Annotated in this window: 16 protein-coding genes; 7 read left to right on the plus strand and 9 right to left on the minus strand. The window is 69.4% G+C overall.

The features are described 5' to 3' along the window. Position 1: 1 nt before the first annotated feature. From I55_RS12770 to I55_RS12785, 4 genes are all read right to left on the minus strand, one after another. Entirely contained in the window at positions 2–487 is a 486-nt protein-coding gene (locus I55_RS12770; RefSeq protein WP_044560956.1) for a UPF0262 family protein, read from the minus strand. 11 nt (positions 488–498) lie between these two features. Next, positions 499–1791 (minus strand): histidinol dehydrogenase, encoded by a 1293-nt coding sequence (gene hisD / locus I55_RS12775; RefSeq protein ID WP_044560957.1) that lies wholly within the window; start codon positions 1789–1791, stop codon positions 499–501. Then, positions 1781–2518, minus strand: a complete 738-nt coding sequence (gene hisG / locus I55_RS12780) for an ATP phosphoribosyltransferase (protein WP_083901066.1) — start codon at positions 2516–2518, stop codon at positions 1781–1783. Before hisG ends, hisD begins: the two co-directional genes overlap by 11 nt. 152 nt (positions 2519–2670) lie before the next feature. After that, a complete protein-coding gene (locus I55_RS12785; RefSeq protein WP_044560958.1) occupies positions 2671–2925 on the minus strand; it encodes a cysteine rich repeat-containing protein in 255 nt (84 codons plus the stop codon). A gap of 207 nt (positions 2926–3132) precedes the next feature. Here I55_RS12785 and I55_RS12790 point away from each other — a divergent pair, with 207 nt between their 5' ends. Genes I55_RS12790 through I55_RS12805 form a run of 4 tightly spaced genes read left to right on the plus strand, consistent with a single transcriptional unit; the run spans position 3133 to position 5530 of the window. Beyond that, positions 3133–3993: a sterol desaturase family protein gene (locus I55_RS12790; protein WP_049974071.1), complete on the plus strand. Its 861-nt coding sequence runs from the start codon at positions 3133–3135 to the stop codon at positions 3991–3993. Beyond that, a complete protein-coding gene (locus I55_RS12795) occupies positions 3990–4592 on the plus strand; it encodes a sigma-70 family RNA polymerase sigma factor (protein WP_049974072.1) in 603 nt (200 codons plus the stop codon). The genes I55_RS12790 and I55_RS12795 overlap by 4 nt, the downstream gene beginning before the upstream one ends. Continuing rightward, on the plus strand, positions 4589–5023 hold the full coding sequence (locus I55_RS12800; RefSeq protein WP_044560959.1) for a hypothetical protein: 435 nt from the start codon (positions 4589–4591) through the stop codon (positions 5021–5023). Before I55_RS12795 ends, I55_RS12800 begins: the two co-directional genes overlap by 4 nt. A 42-nt stretch (positions 5024–5065) precedes the next feature. After that, complete coding sequence (locus tag I55_RS12805) at positions 5066–5530, plus strand: periplasmic heavy metal sensor (protein WP_044560960.1); 465 nt, start codon at positions 5066–5068, stop codon at positions 5528–5530. 21 nt (positions 5531–5551) lie between these two features. Here I55_RS12805 and I55_RS12810 read toward each other — a convergent pair whose 3' ends face one another. The 3 genes from I55_RS12810 to I55_RS12820 form a co-directional block, all read right to left on the minus strand. After that, the gene (locus tag I55_RS12810; protein WP_159107184.1) at positions 5552–5995 is read right to left on the minus strand and encodes a DUF2948 family protein; all 444 of its coding nucleotides are present in this window, start codon (positions 5993–5995) and stop codon (positions 5552–5554) included. A gap of 94 nt (positions 5996–6089) precedes the next feature. After that, positions 6090–6779, minus strand: coding sequence for a LysE family translocator (locus I55_RS12815; protein WP_083901068.1), 690 nt, complete (start codon positions 6777–6779; stop codon positions 6090–6092). 491 nt (positions 6780–7270) lie between these two features. Continuing rightward, positions 7271–8752 (minus strand): catalase, encoded by a 1482-nt coding sequence (locus I55_RS12820; RefSeq protein WP_044560962.1) that lies wholly within the window; start codon positions 8750–8752, stop codon positions 7271–7273. Between the two features lie 173 nt (positions 8753–8925). Between I55_RS12820 and I55_RS12825 the strand changes: the two genes are divergently transcribed. Further along, the gene (locus tag I55_RS12825; protein WP_044560963.1) at positions 8926–9804 is read left to right on the plus strand and encodes a hydrogen peroxide-inducible genes activator; all 879 of its coding nucleotides are present in this window, start codon (positions 8926–8928) and stop codon (positions 9802–9804) included. Between the two features lie 321 nt (positions 9805–10125). After that, positions 10126–11685 carry a GGDEF domain-containing protein gene (locus I55_RS12830; RefSeq protein ID WP_044560964.1) on the plus strand — a complete coding sequence of 520 codons (1560 nt, stop codon included), beginning with the start codon at positions 10126–10128 and terminating at the stop codon, positions 11683–11685. 12 nt (positions 11686–11697) lie between these two features. Here I55_RS12830 and I55_RS12835 read toward each other — a convergent pair whose 3' ends face one another. Both I55_RS12835 and I55_RS12840 read right to left on the minus strand, forming a co-directional pair. Next, positions 11698–12660: a tetratricopeptide repeat protein gene (locus I55_RS12835; protein WP_049974073.1), complete on the minus strand. Its 963-nt coding sequence runs from the start codon at positions 12658–12660 to the stop codon at positions 11698–11700. Between the two features lie 79 nt (positions 12661–12739). After that, a complete protein-coding gene (locus I55_RS12840) occupies positions 12740–13705 on the minus strand; it encodes a LysR family transcriptional regulator (RefSeq protein WP_044560965.1) in 966 nt (321 codons plus the stop codon). Positions 13706–13820: 115 nt separating this feature from the next. On the opposite strand from I55_RS12840, the gene I55_RS12845 reads away from it, so the two are divergent. After that, positions 13821–15065, plus strand: coding sequence for an acyl-CoA dehydrogenase family protein (locus I55_RS12845; protein WP_044560966.1), 1245 nt, complete (start codon positions 13821–13823; stop codon positions 15063–15065). Positions 15066–15067 lie beyond the last annotated feature (2 nt).

A 15067-nucleotide genomic window follows, 5' to 3' on the forward strand; every position in this document is an offset into this window, starting at 1 on the left:
GTCAGCCCCGGATATGCAGGACGCAGATGAGGGTGAACAGGCGGCGGGCGGTGCCATGGTCCATGGTCACCTTGGCGGCCAGCCGCTCGCGCAGCAGGTCGGAGCCTTCGTTGTGCAGGCCCCGCCGCCCCATGTCGATGGCCTCGATCTGCGAGGGGCTGGCGGTCTTGATGGCCTTGTAATAGCCCTCGCAGATCAGGAAATAGTCGCGGATGACGGTGCGCAGCGGCGTCAGCGGCAGGGTGATGCGGTCAACCTCCGCATCCCCTTCGTCCCGCAGGTCGAAGACCATGCGGTTGTCCTCGATGGACAGGTAGAGGCGATAGGGCCCGGAATTGGGATGGTCCACCAGCTGGAACTGCTGGTTTTCCTCCACCAGGTCGAACAGCGCCACCGCCCGCTCATGCTCCACCTCCGGCCGGCGGCGGATGGCCGTCTGCTCCACCAGCTGGACATGGATGATGCGTTGGCGGCCGGTGTCCGTCATGGCGGCGCCCCTCAGTCCCCCAGCCGGACGCGGACCGACAGGGCGTGCGCGCCCAACCCCTCGGCATCGGCCAGGATGGCCGCCTGGGGTCCCAGCCGGCCAAGGCTGTCGGCGTCGCAGCCCACCAGGGTGGTGCGCTTCATGAAGTCCAGGACGTTGAGGCCGGAGGAGAAGCGGGCGCTGCGCGCCGTGGGCAGCACGTGGTTGGGCCCGGCGATGTAGTCGCCGATGGCTTCCGGCGTATAGCGGCCCAGGAAGATGGCGCCGGCGTGGGCCACCTTGGCGGCAAGGGCGTCCGGGTCGGCCACGGCCAGCTCCAGGTGCTCCGGCGCCAGGCGGTCCACCAGGGCCACCGCCTCATCCAGGTCGCGCACCAGGATGGTGGCGCCGTTGTTGCGCCAGCTGGCGCCGGCGATGACGGCGCGCGGCAGGGTCTTCAGGTGGCTGTCCACCGCCGCGCGCACCGCCTGGATGAAGGCGGCGTCATCGCTGATCAGGATGGACTGGGCGCTGCTGTCGTGCTCCGCCTGCGACAGCAGGTCGGCGGCGATCCAGCTGGGGTCGTTGGCGCCATCGGCCACCACGAGGATTTCCGAGGGGCCGGCGATCATGTCGATGCCCACGGTGCCGAACACCTGGCGCTTGGCGGCGGCGACATAGGCGTTGCCGGGCCCCACGATCTTGTCCACCGGCCGGATGGTGGCCGTGCCATAGGCCAGGGCCGCCACCGCCTGGGCGCCACCCACGCGGTAGATCTCATCCACCCCGGCGATGCGGGCGGCGGCCAGCACCAGGGGGGACAGGGCACCTTCCGGCGTCGGCACCACCATGGCCAGGCGCTTCACCCCCGCCACCTTGGCCGGGATGGCGTTCATCAGGACGGAGCTGGGATATGACGCCAGGCCGCCGGGCACGTACAGGCCCACGGCCGACAGCGGCGTCCAGCGGGCGCCCAGGCGCACGCCGGCGTCGTCGACATAGTCGTAGGTGTCCGGCGTCTGGCGGCGGTGGAAGGCCTCGATACGGGCGGCCGCCACCTTCAGCGCCTCGATCACCTCGGGGTCGCAGGCGGCCACGGCGGCCTCGATCTCGCACTCGGCGATGCGCAGCCGGTCGGGCGTCAGGTCCAGCTGGTCCCAGCGGCCGGTGTATTTGATCAGCGCCTCGTCGCCATGCAGGCGCACGTCGCGCAGCACCTCGGCCACGGCGTCGGCCACGTCGCTCTGGGATTCGCGCTTGGCATGCAGCAGCCGGTCGAAGTCCGCCTCGAAGCCGGCATCGGTGGTGCGCAGGTCACGCGGCATGGCTGACAACCTCCGTGAAGCGGTTGATCCAGTCCTGGATCTCCGGATGGCGCGTCTTGAACGCGGCGCGATTGACGATAAGGCGGGAGGTCACGTCGGCGACATGCTCGATCTCCACCAGGCCGTTGGCCTTCAGGGTGGCGCCACTGGACACCAGGTCGACGATGCGCTGGCACAGGCCCAGGCTGGGGGCCAGCTCCATGGCGCCGTTCAGCTTGATGCATTCCGCCTGCACGCCGCGCCGGGCGAAGTGGCGGCGGGTGACCTCCGGATACTTGGTGGCCACGCGCACGTGGCTCCAGCGCGAGGGGTCGTCGCCCTGCGCCTCGGCCACCGGCTCGGCCACGGCCAGGCGGCAATGGCCGATGCCCAGATCCAGGGGCGCGTAGATTTCGGGGTAGTCGAATTCCATCAGCACGTCGTTGCCGCACACGCCCAGCTGGGCGGCGCCAAAGGCCACGAAGGTGGCGACGTCGAAGCTGCGCACGCGGATGATCTCCACATGCGGCAGGTTGGTGGCAAAGCGCAGCGCCCGGCTCTTCGGGTCGTCGAACGCCGCCTCGGGCTTCAGCCCCACGGCCTCCAGCAGGGGCCGCACCTCGTCCAGGATGCGGCCCTTGGGCAGGGCCAGGGTGAGCCGCTCCCCAACCGCGGCGGCGGTATGCGCCGGCGATGCGTCGGGCAAGGGCGGCGCAAGGGGGGGCGGGGGCGGCACGGCGGCAGGCATTAAACGCGGGCTCCGAAGGACGAACCCCATTCCGGGTCCGAAGGGCCGCAGAATAGCAGATCGTCCGTCCCCGCCAACGCCTTGGGTTGGAGGGCAGACCTGTTCGTTTGAACAGGGGCGCCCGCCCCCGCCGCCGGTGCCGGGACCGTTCGTTACTTCGGCTGGGCCGGCATGGTGGCCAGCGCCGCCTTGCAGTCGGCCGACAGCTTGTCCTCATTCTGCTTCAGGCAGGCCAGGATGCGGCCGCCGCCCGGCTGAACGTCCTTGCACAAGGCTTGGCGGTCGGGCTGGCAGGCCTTCATGGCGGCGCGGGCCGCCGGATGCTGGCCATCCTGGGCGAAGGCCAGGCCGGGCGCCACGGCCAGCGAGAGGGAGAGCGCGGCGCCGATGAGGGACTTGGACATCATGAGGGCGTATCCTGTTTCATGGGAGGGGATTTTTATGGGACGCGGCTGACCCGCCGCCCGGGTTTGGTACGCCCCGGCCCCGCCGGACTATTCGGCATCGGTTCCTGAAAAAATTACGCGGCAAAAAATTACGCGGCCCAGCCGAACACCCCGGGCCGTGGCCGCCGTATCAGCGCCACATCCCGCTTCTTCCCTGAGGTTCCGGCCATGGCCATCGGTGGCGCCAGCGTCATCCCCCTGAAGTTCTACCCCGTCATCGTGGCCGCCATCGTGGCGGAGGTGGCCTGGTACGCCGCCCGCGGACGGCGCTATCCCTGGGGGGAAACGACCACATCCATCGCCATCTTCCTGATGCGCATCCCCATGAAGCTTGCCTTGGCCGGCATCGTGGCGCCCGTCGCCTGGTTCGCCTGGACCCACCGCGTGGCTACGGTGCCGCTGGACCGCTGGTGGGGGCTGGCCCTGCTGTTCGCGGGGGAGGAGTTCTGCTATTACTGGGCCCATCGCCTGGGGCATGAGGTGCGCTGGGTTTGGGCGTCGCACAGCGTCCACCACTCCCCCGCCACGCTGCACCTGGCCAGCGCCTTTCGCCTGGGCGTGACCGAGGTGTTGTCCGGCGCCTGGCTGGTTTACGTGCCGCTGTATGTCCTGGGCTTCCATCCGGTGGCGGTGACGGGCATGCTGGCGCTGAACCTGTTCTACCAGTTCTGGCTGCATACCGAGGCGGTGGGCACCTTGGGTCCCCTGGAATGGGTGCTGAACACGCCCGCCCACCATCGCGTGCACCATGCCAGCAACCCCGAATATCTGGACCGCAACTATGGCGGGATGGTCATCGTCTGGGACCGGCTGTTCGGCACCTTCGCCGGCATCCGGCCCGACGCGCCCCTGACCTACGGCCTGGCCCACGGCGCGCCCAGCCGCAATCCGCTGACCGTGGCCTTTCGGGAATGGATCGCCATGGGTCGCGACGCGGCACGGGCGCGGGGCATGCGCGCCCGTCTGCGCCAGCTGTTCGGCCGTCCGGGCGACAGCCTGAGCGCCACCGCGGGGCAGGCCCGCCCGTGACCGATCATCAGCCCTGGTCCCCGCCCCCCAGCACCGATCGGGAGGCGGATGACGCCCTGATGGCGCGCGTCGCCGGCGGTGACGAAGGCGCGCTGCGCCTGATCGGGCAACGTCACTATGCCACCACTTGGCGGCTGGCCAATCGGCTGCTCGGATCTGAGGCGGAGGCCGACGACGTGGCGCAGGAGGTGCTGGTGCGGGTGTGGAACCACGCCGGGCGCTGGACATCCGGCCGCGCGCGGCTGTCCACCTGGCTGTACACCGTGACGTACCGGCTGTGTGTGGACCGGCTGCGTGGCCGTCGGCATGCCCCCTTGGAGGCGGCGATGGACGTCGCCGACCCGGCGGAAGGGGCGGCGGACCGCATGGAGCGCCGATCGGAGCAACAGAGGGTGCGCGCCGCGCTGGCCAGCCTGCCGGAAAAGCAGCGGGCCGCCCTGGTGCTGTTCTACTACGAGGAGATGCCAGGGCCCGAGGCGTCCGCCATCCTGGGCATGAATTTGCGCGCCTACTGGTCGCTGCTGTACCGCGCCCGCGGCGCGCTGGAGCGGGCCTTGACCAAGGGTACCACCACGGGTCTTTTGGGGAGGAAGCCATGACCGTTGAGGAGTTCATCCGCCTGCTGGCGACCCACGGGCCGGACATCGCGACCTGGCCGGCGCCAGCCCGCCGGCCCGCCACCCGCCTGCGCGACGGGGATCCGGAAGCGCTGGCGGCGTGGGAGAACGCCTTGCGCCGCTGGGCGCCACTGGCCGGCGACGGCTTGGCGGCCGGCCACCCTGGCGCCCTGCGCGTGCAGGCCGGCATCGACGCCAGCCTGCGCCGCATCCGCCATCAGCAGCGCGCGTCCACCCGTCCGGGCTGGGGCTGGTTGGTCTGGCGCCCGGCCGGCGCCGTCTTCGCCACCATGGCGGTGGCCGGCTGGCTGGCCGGCACTTGGCTGTCGCCGCCCCCCGACAGCACCGCCCCCGTCTCGCTGGCCACCCTGTTCACCCTGACCGGCGTGGGGGGCGACTGGCTGGTGCAGTAGCGCCCGCCCCGTTCCCACCGTCGCCTAAGAAGGCTTGCCCCCATGCGTCTCCTGCCGACCCCGCGCCTGGCGCTGATCCTGTCCCTGGCCCTGAACCTGTTCCTGCTGGCTTTCCTCGGCGCTCAGCAATGGCGGCAGCAGGTGGCCTTGCATGCCCTGCCTCCCGCCATCGCCGGCACACCCGCCGGCAGTGCCCTGGCCAACCTGCTCAGCCAGTTGGCGGAGCAGTTGCCGACGGAGGACCGCCGCCTGCTGCGCACCGCCTTCGTCAGCCACGCGGCCCAGTTCCAGGAGGCGCAGGCCCGCTTCGCCGCCGCCATGGACCAGGTGCGGACGGAGGTGGACCGCACGCCCCTGGACATCGACGCCCTGCGCGCCGCCATCGCCAACGCCCGGGAGCAGCGCCAACCCATGGGCCCGGTACTGGAAGACATCATGATGGACGTCCTGCCGAAGATGTCGCCGGAAGGCCGCCACGTCCTCAGCCACTATCGCGGCGGACGCTGAGGGTTGAAAAGTTCGGCGACCCTAATGGTGCGTCGGCCGGATCACGGCGGGCCAGGGTTCCGACACGTCCTCCAGCTTCAGGCACATGTCCCGCCCCTCCAGCCGGATGGCGCCGCCCGCGGCGAAATGCAGGACGATGCCACCCGGCACCGCCTCCAGCGCCAGCAAGCTCAAAGGGCTGGCCCGGTCGCTCGGGTCCAGCCCGCGGTATCGCACCCGCCGCACGCCGCTGACGCCCAGGGCGCTGTGCACCCGCTGCAGGCCGTCTTCGGCCGTGCCCTCGCCCGCCGCCAAGGCGCCTGACAAACGGGCCGACCGTTCCCAACAGAAGCGGTTCAGCACCATCAGGAAAACGCCGTCGCGCGGGTGCCAGGTGATGTCGGACAGGGGCAGGATGGCATCCTGCACCAGGCCCGACACCACGGTCAGGTCGACCGCATCCTTCGCCGCCAGGCGCAACGCCATCACACCCTCCGCATCCATCGCGCCACCGATCTTAGCCTCCGCCGCCTACCGGGGTAAAAGGCGCATGCGGGGGCCACGGGATCGGCCGAAAGGCTCAGACGACGGCCCGATGCAGCTCCGAACCGGCAAAGGCCAGGAAGGCGACGCCGGCGGCGATGTCCAGCGCCCGGGCGACGCGCGGCGCCATCACCCCGCGCAGCGCGCCCACGCCCACCACCAGCGCCACCCACCATAGCAGCGAGCCGGCCGTGACGCCGGCCACAGTGGTGACGATACGCAGGCGCGCCATCCCCGCACTGGAAAGTGCAGAGATGGGCACGAAGGCTGTCAGCATGGCGGCGAAGACGATGATGGTCGGTGGATTGGTCAGGGTCAGCAGAAAGGAGGACGCCCAGGCCCGGGGAAGGCTCAGCGCGGGACCGATGACGACATCGCCCATCGGCGCGGCCGGCTTGGGGCGCAGGGCGGCGTAGCCCAGCCATGCCAGGAACAGGCCGGCCAGCAAGTGCAAGGGCCGGCCATGGTCGGTGACGAAGGCCGACACCTCCGTCAGGCCCAGGGCGGCGACGCCGGCATAGACGCCGTCACCCGTGGCGATGCCGGCCCCGGTGGCCAGCCCCAGGCGCCATCCCCCGGCCAAGGTGCGCCGCATGCACAGGAAGGCCATGGGCCCCACCGGGGCCGCCACGCCCAGACCCAAAAGCATGGCCTTCAGGAACACGCCGGCAAAGGCCGCCGGCAGGAACAGGTTGGGGGCGATGGTGATCAACGTATCCAGATCCATGGAAGACCGTCCCGGATGTGACAGGACCCTGCCGGCCAAAGGCCGCCCGGAAATGCCGGGAACGCGGGTCGCAGGTATGGTGGGAAGAAAAAACAAAAAGCCCCGCGGGCTGATGCTCGCGGGGCCTGTTATCGGGTGCGTCGGGAAGAGTGGCGCTTAGCCGTTACCCCCCGATACCCCTGCCATAAACAGACAAAGCCCCGCCCCAAGCGGCACAGCGGTTTGCTGGCTGGTTTGGGTGACGAGGCGCATCGGAATATGACCCTTTGTTGTCATGGGCCAGAGGCTATGACGCCCGGGGGCACGGTCACAACCTGAAAGTGAGCGATCGTTAAAGAAAGATGTGGCCGGGTGGCTTTTTAGGCACACCCGGCCACCAGGTTCCCTGGGGCCAATGGCCGGTTCCCGGTGTGGGGATCACGGGGAAGGGCCGGTTTGGGGGACGGGCGCCAGGGTGGGATGGGGGACTCGGCGGAAAGAAGGAACACGCTTTACGGGAAGGCGGTCTCCGGCCGGCCGACACCCGCGCCGCTGGCCAGCGCCCGGCGCACGCCAGCGGCATAGTCCGCGTGGACCAGGGCGAAGTGGCCCAGCTGACGCTCCACGATCTCGACCGGCACGCCCTGCATGGCGGCGGCGATGTTGGCGAACAGGCGCTGCTTCTGGCCCGCGTCCATCAGATTGAACAGGGCGCGGGGCTGGCTGTAGTCGTCGTTGCCAGCGCGGTGGTCATGCCGGGCGGCATCGCCGGACAGGCGCAGCGGCGGCTCCGCCACGCCCGGATCCTGGGCCGGGCCGCCCATGCTGTTGGGCTCGTAATAGGCATCGGGATTGCCGGTATCATTGCGGAAGAAGCGCATGGCCCCATCCTTGTGATAGTGGTGCACCGGGCACTTGGGCTGGTTCACCGGCAGCGCCTCGTAATGCGTGCCGAGGCGGTAGCGATGGGCGTCGGCGTAGCTGAAGATGCGGGCCTGCAACATCTTGTCCGGGCTGTGGCCGATGCCGGGCACCACGTTGGACGGGCTGAAGGCCGCCTGCTCGATCTCCGCGAAGTAGTTGTCCGGGTTGCGGTTCAACTCCACCACCCCCACGTCGATCAGCGGGTAGTCGCCATGCGGCCACACCTTGGTCAGGTCGAAGGGGTTGTAGGTCGTCTTGTCGGCGTCGGCCTCTGGCATCACCTGGATCTGCAAGGTCCAGCGAGGGAAATCGCCGGCTTCGATGCTGCCGTACAGGTCCTCCTGATAGCTTTCCCGGCTGCGGCCCACCACCTGCGCCGCCTCGTCGTTGGTCAGGTGCCGGTGGCCCTGCCGGGTCTTGAAGTGGAACTTCACCCAGAAGCGTTCGCCCTGGTCGTTCCAGAAGCTGTAGGTGTGGCTGCCGTAGCCGTTCATGAAACGCGGGCTGGGCGGCAGGCCGCGGTCCGACATCAGGATGGTGACCTGGTGCAGGCTTTCCGGCGACAGGGACCAGAAGTCCCACATGGCCGTGGGGCTGCGCAGGTTGGTACGGGGATGGCGCTTCTGCGTGTGGATGAAGTCGGGGAACTTCAGCGGGTCGCGGATGAAGAAGACCGGCGTGTTGTTGCCCACCACGTCCCAGTTGCCCTCCTCGGTATAGAACTTCACGGCGAAGCCGCGCACGTCGCGCTCTGCATCCGCCGCACCCAGCTCGCCGGCGACGGTGGAGAAGCGGATCAGCAGGTCGGTCTTCCTGCCCACGGCGCCAAACAGCTTGGCCCGGGTGTAGCGGGTGATGTCATGGGTCACGGTCAGCGTGCCGAAGGCGCCCCAGCCCTTGGCATGCACCACCCGTTCGGGGATGCGCTCCCGGTTCTGGTGGGCCAGCTTCTCCATCAATTGATAGTCCTGCATCAGCACGGGACCACGCGGCCCGGCGGTCAGGCTGTTCTGGTTGTCGGCGATGGGGGCGCCGGCGGTGGTGGTCATGCGCGGGGGCGTCGTGGTCATCGGTCTCGTTTCCCTGGCTCTATTCGGGGCCGTCGCGGTCGGTCGCGCCGGCTGGCAAGGGAAAACTAATGCGCCGCAGCATCATGCGTAAAATCGATTGTTCATATCATGACGATAGACGATATATATGATCGTCACGTTCGATGAGCCCCCGTCCCCCTTAACCTGTCCCCATGAACCTGCGTGATCTGCGATACCTGCTGGCCGTGGCGCAGCACCGCCATTTCGGCCGGGCCGCCGCCGCCTGCAATGTCAGCCAGCCCACCCTCAGCAGTCAGGTGGCCAAGCTGGAGGCGCGGCTGGGCGCCCCCTTGTTCGAGCGGACCAACAAATGGGTGGCACCCACGCCCTTGGGCGAGGACGTACTGGCGCACGCCGCCCGCGCGGTGGCGGAGGCCGACGCCATCGTGGCCCTGGCCGGTGCCCGCGACCCGCTGGCCGGGCCTTTGACCCTGGGCGTCATTCCCACCTTGGGGCCCTATCTCATGCCCCGGGTGTTCGGCCCCCTGCGCCGGCGCTGCCCGGCGCTGACCCTGGAATTGTGGGAGGACACCACCGACGCGGTGGTGGAACGGTTGCGCCGCCGCCAGTTGGACGCCGCCCTGATCGCCACGCCCCTGGCGGGCGAGGACTTGGTGGAGCGTCCCCTGTTCCAGGAGGCATTCCTGGCCGCCCTGCCGCCGGACCATGCGCTGGCCAGCCAGTCGGTGGTGGATGAGGCCGCGCTGGCCTCGGACCTGCTGGTCCTGGCCGACGGCCATTGCCTGCGCGACCAGGCCCTGGCCGCCTGCGCCCGGCCCGACCCTGCCGGCTGGTCCCTGCGCGCCACCAGCCTGGAAACGCTGTTGAACATGGTGGCCGCTGGCTATGGCACCACCCTGGTGCCGGCCCTGGCGGCGACGATCCATGCCGGCCGCCAGGACGTGGTGTTCCGCCCCCTGGCGGGACCGGCGGGCGCCGGCCGTCTGGTTCGCCTGGTCAGCCGCCCCACCTTCAGTCGCCCGCCGGCGCTGGACGCGCTGGCGGAGGTGATCCGAACGGCGGGACGGTAACTCCGTGCATCAGGGTTTCAGGCTATAGCCCTCGAACTTTTCCTCCACGGTGGGGGACATCACCTGCGCCACCTGCGGATCCGCCTGGCCCTGCTGTGTCAGACCCTTGGCCAGCTTGGCCAAACCACGGCCATAAAGGGATGGGCCAACGGTTGGATGAGCTTTCGGCCGCGTATTCAGCGCGCTGTCACAGGCAGCCAAGGCGGGGTACAGCCCTAGGTTCGTGGGCGCTCCTCCGGGCTACCTCGACCGCTAGAGTTTTCCACCGCCCTTCGTAGCGTCACCATAGCCAAATGTAATAGGGGGATATTAGGCGACGGCATGGCCAATCTCATCGACAGACTGACATCCTGGTGGTTTGGTGACGGCGACACGCCGGATGCCCCCCGCTATTCCGCCCGCGTCAGCCCGCCGTTGCCACAGGAATCGGGGTCGGACGCGGACCGGCTGCATGCCATCCTGGCCCGCCAAGCCCGCGTCAGCGCTGGCAGCGTCCATCTGCTGGGTCTGGAAAGCCTGAAGGAACGGCTGGGCGCGCGGTGGCCGGCGGTGCGTGACCGGGTGCGTCAGCTGGTTGAGCGCCTTCTAAGCCAGGTTCTCGGCGCCCACGATGCCGCTTTCCCGTATGGTCCGGACACCTATCTGGTGGTGTTCGCGCGCCTGGACGAGCGGGAAGCGGGCTTGGTCTGTGCCCGCATCCTGCAGGACCTTCAGCTTATGCTGCTGGGTGATGCCGACACATCGTCCATCGTTGTGCGCACGGCGGTGCGACAGGTGACAGGCGACCTGGTGATGAAACCTCAGCGCCTGGCCGACTTGCTGAGTGCCGCCACGGCGGCCCCGGCCAGCGAAGAGGGCTCGTCCCCGCCACGGTGGTTTGACATGCCCGCCGGCGGGGCGGCTGTCGGCACCGCCCCGGTCGTCGTTTCCCCCAGCGTGTCCGATGATCCGCAATGGGTGCCGCTGCCCAGCCAGGGCCGCCCTCGCCCCGAGGTTTCCACGATGCCCGTGCCGGTGCCGGCGGAATCCGCCCTGCCTGCGTTCCAGCCGGAGGAGGTCGCGGCCGCCTGGTCCGCCCACACCCGCCTGGGGCCATTGAGCATCGTCTATCGGCCGGTATGGGACGCCATCCATCAGTCCGTGGGTCTTTATGTTGCCCGGGGTTGCCGCATGCGCCGGGGCGGGGAACGGGTGTACGGCTGCGACACCATTCCGCAATTGTCCAAGCCAGGGGTGCCATCGCCGGAGACCTTGCAAGCCATCCAGGAAATGGATGAAGAGGCGATGCGCCAGGCCATCGGTGTCTTTCTGGAGCTTTATGACAGCAAGGCCCGATTTTTCCTGTCCTTGCCGGTTCACTATGAAACGCTGGCCGGCCTTCAGCGGCGTCGATCCTACGTGGCGCTGGCCAGCCGCATTCCGGCCCATCTCATCCCCTTCCTGACCTATCATCTGGTGGGGTTGCCGGAGGGCACGCCCACCGGCCGCCTGGCCGACTTCGTCATGGCGCTCCGGCCCTATGGTCGGAACCTGATGGTGGAGCTTGGTTTGCGCCGATGCGACATGACCACGCTGGCGGCAGCGGGGGTCAAGGGCGTCGGGGTTGTCCTGCCCAAGGCGCACGGGCAGATGCCTTCCGGCCGTGGCCGGTCGGACCGGCTGGTCACCGATCTTGGACTTGTGGCCACGGAGGCGCGGCGTCATCAGCTCAAGCTGTATGTCGAGGGCGTGGACAGCGTTGAAACCGAGGGAATGGTGGATCGCGTCGGTGCCGATTTCATGGCCGGCGACCTGATCGGAGGCTGGACGGAAAGGCCAAGGGACACGGTGCGCTTGTCGCGCGTGGATTTGCTATCGAATACCCGGCGGTCGCCGGAATAGGTGCCGCCGGTATCACCGGGGCGCCAGCCTGGCGCGTAAGCGCCCGGCCTCCGCCAGGTCTTTGGGCGCCCCGTCACCGCTTTCATACATCTGTGCCAGGAGGGCGATGGCGCCCTGCTCGCCGCCGTCCGCGGCCTTGCGCAGCCAGTGCAGGGCCTGGGCGTCGTCACGGGGCACGCCTTCACCCTTGCGGTACTGGAAGCCCAGGGCGAACTGGGCCGGCGCCCAGTTGCTTTCCGCCGCCATCCGGTTCCAGCGCGCGGCTTCCACCGGGTCCTTGGTCACCCCCAGCCCCGCCAGGTACAAGGCCCCCATCTGGCCCTGGGCGCGGACGAACCCCTGGCTGGCCGCCTGCTTGTACAGGCGCGCGGCTTCCGTCGGGTTGCGGGGCACGCCGGTGCCGTTCTGGTACAGCCAGCCCAGATTGGTTTGGCCGGCGGCGTCGCCCTGGCGGGCGCCCAGGGTGTAGAGCCGCACGGCCTCTTCCACATTCAGGGGCACGCCGCTGGCGTGCTCGTAATGCCAGGCCAGGCTGACCTGGGCCCGGGCGTTGCCCTGGTCGGCGGCCAGCTTGTACAGGCGCGCCGCTTCCGCCGGATCCCTGGGCAGGCCATTGCTGCCCTGGTCGTACAGAACCGCCAGGCCCACCTGGGCCTGGGCGTTGCCCTTGTCCGACGCCTGGCGCAGGTAGGCCAGCGCCTTGTCCTTGTCCACCGGCACGCCCAGGCCCTGGCCGTAGGCGCGGGCCAGTTCAACCATGGCGCCGGCATCACCCTGGCCGGCCAACGCGGTCAGCTTGGGCAGGGCCGCGTCATAGTCGTGCCTGACCATGGCCAGGCGGGCCACCGCCAGATCGGCGGCGTTGTCGGCGCGGGCCGGAAAGGCGCCTAGGGCCAGCAGTCCCGCCACGGCGACGGGCAGGACCAGCCGATGCCAGGCCGGGCGGCGGGCGGGGTGGGGGGAAGGACGCGGCATGGGCAATGGTCCTTGGCCGGAACACGAGACTTCCAGGAACCCTTGGGGTCCCTGACGGGGTCCCTCAGGGGCGAAACCCTCAGGGGCGAAAAACGTCACGCAGCCAGCGGTTGGCCGGGTCATCCTCACTGGCGCGATGCCAATAGAGATTAAACGCCAGCGGCGGCATGTCCAGTGGCAGGGGCAGGGTGACCAGGGCGCCCCGGCCGCCGTCCACCAGCGGCTGGCTATGGCGGCGGCCCATGGTCAGCAGCCATCCGCCGCCGTTCAGGCCCGCCTCCGCTATCACGCGGCAGGCGGTCTCATACCGTTGGCAGCGCAACGCGATTCTGCGCTGGATGCCCAGGCGCAGCAAGGCGTAGTCCTCAACCGCCGGCCCGCTGCGGCGGGAGGAGACGGCGATGTGCGCCGCCGCCAGATATCCATCCAGGTCCACCGGCGGGTGCCCAGCCGCCGCCACCAGGCAATAGTCGTCGCTCAGCAGCGGCAGGTGGCGCAGGTCCGGGTCGGGCGGCAGGGTCACGTCCACCGCCAGGTCCAGGCGCCCCCGCGCCAGGTCGGCCTTCATGGTCGCCCGGTCCAGGCGCACGCTGTCCAGCCGGGGGACCGGTCCAGTGGACAGGTGCCGGCGCAACCGGGCCATCATGTCGGGCAGCAGCGTGGGTTCCACCGCCTCCGGCATGGCGACGATGGCCTGGCGCAGGTCGCGGTCGGGCTGGAAATCCTGGGTGTCGGCCAGCGCGCGGCCCAGGGCCGCCAGGGCCTCCCGCACCCGGGGGGCCAGGCGGCGCGCCAGGGCGGACGGCGCCACGCCACGCCCATCGCGGGGAAACAAAGGTTCGGTCCCGATACCCAGGGGGCCCGTCCCGGGATGGGGGCCCAACTGCTCGCGCAGGCGGGCCAGCGCGTGGCTGACGGCGGACTGCGACAGCGCCAGTTCATCCGCCGCGCGGGTCAGGCTGCGTGCCCGGTAGACGGCATCAAACACCCGCAGCAGGTTCAGGTCCAGCCTGGCCAGCAGGCGCATATCATGAACATCATTCATGGTTCATTGCGCATAATCTTCGCGACTGTTCATGTCAATCCGACGCTACACTTCCCCTCAAGAACGCCACGCCGATGGCCGGTCCCCGATGCGGGGGACGTACGGGAGAACGCCGATGGATTTCCAACCCAGCCCCCGGGGACAGGATTACCTGGATCGTGTCCGCCGCTTCATCGCCGACCATATCGTGCCGGTGGAGGCGCAGTATTGGCGTGACGTCGCCGTTCATGACGGCCCCGACTGGCGCGCCTGGAAGGTTCCACCCAAGATGGAGGAGCTGAAGGCCCGCGCGAAGGCGGAAGGCCTGTGGAACCTGTTCCTTCCGGACGCCGAATTGGGCGCCGGCCTCAGCGTCCTGGAATACGCCCCCATCGCCGAGGCCACGGGCCACAGCCTGATGGCGCCGGAAGTGTTCAATTGCAACGCCCCCGACACCGGCAATATGGAGGTGCTGTGGCGTTATGGCAGTCCCGCGCAGCGGGAACAGTGGCTGAAGCCCCTTCTGGCCGGCGATATCCGCAGCGTCTTCTGCATGACGGAGCCCGAGGTCGCCTCGTCCGACGCCACCAACATGGCGGCCACCGCGGTGGTGGAGGGGGATGAGATCGTGGTGACGGGCCGCAAATGGTGGTCCAGCGGTATCGGCGACCCCCGCGCCCGCATCGCCATCGTCATGGCCCGGACGCCTGATGCCGATCGTGATCGTCACCACCAGCACTCGATGGTGCTGGTGCCGCTGGACGCGCCCGGTGTGCGCATCGAGCGCATGCTGCCCGTGTTCGGCGCCTGGGATGCTCCCCACGGCCATGGCGAGGTGACGTTCGACCGGGTGCGGGTGCCGGTGTCCAGTTTCATCGCCGGCCCCGGCATGGGGTTTGAAATCGCCCAGGGCCGCCTGGGGCCCGGGCGCATCCACCATTGCATGCGCTGCCTGGGGGCGGCCGAGGCGTCGCTGGACCTGATGATCAGGCGCGGCATGGCCCGCACCGCCTTCGGCCGGCCGCTGATCGACCTGGGCGGCAATCGCGAGCGGGTGGCGGAGGCGCGCGTGGCCATCGACCAGGCCCGCCTGTTGACCCTCTATGCCGCCTGGAAGATGGACAAGGTGGGGACGCAGGCGGCCCTGACCGAGATTTCCGCCATCAAGGTGGTTGCGCCCAGCGTGCTGGAGCGCGTGGTGGACGACGCCATCCAGATGCACGGCGGCGCCGGCGTGTCGGGCGACACGCCCCTGGCCGGCTTCTACGCCCAGGCGCGGTCGCTACGCCTGGCCGATGGGCCGGATGAGGTGCACAAGGCCATGATCGCGCGCCTGGAACTGGGCAAGCGCGGCTATAAAAAGTCAAAAGGGGAGGGTTGAGG

The sequence above is a fragment of the Azospirillum sp. B4 genome (assembly GCF_000333275.1).
GTDB lineage: Bacteria > Pseudomonadota > Alphaproteobacteria > Azospirillales > Azospirillaceae > Nitrospirillum.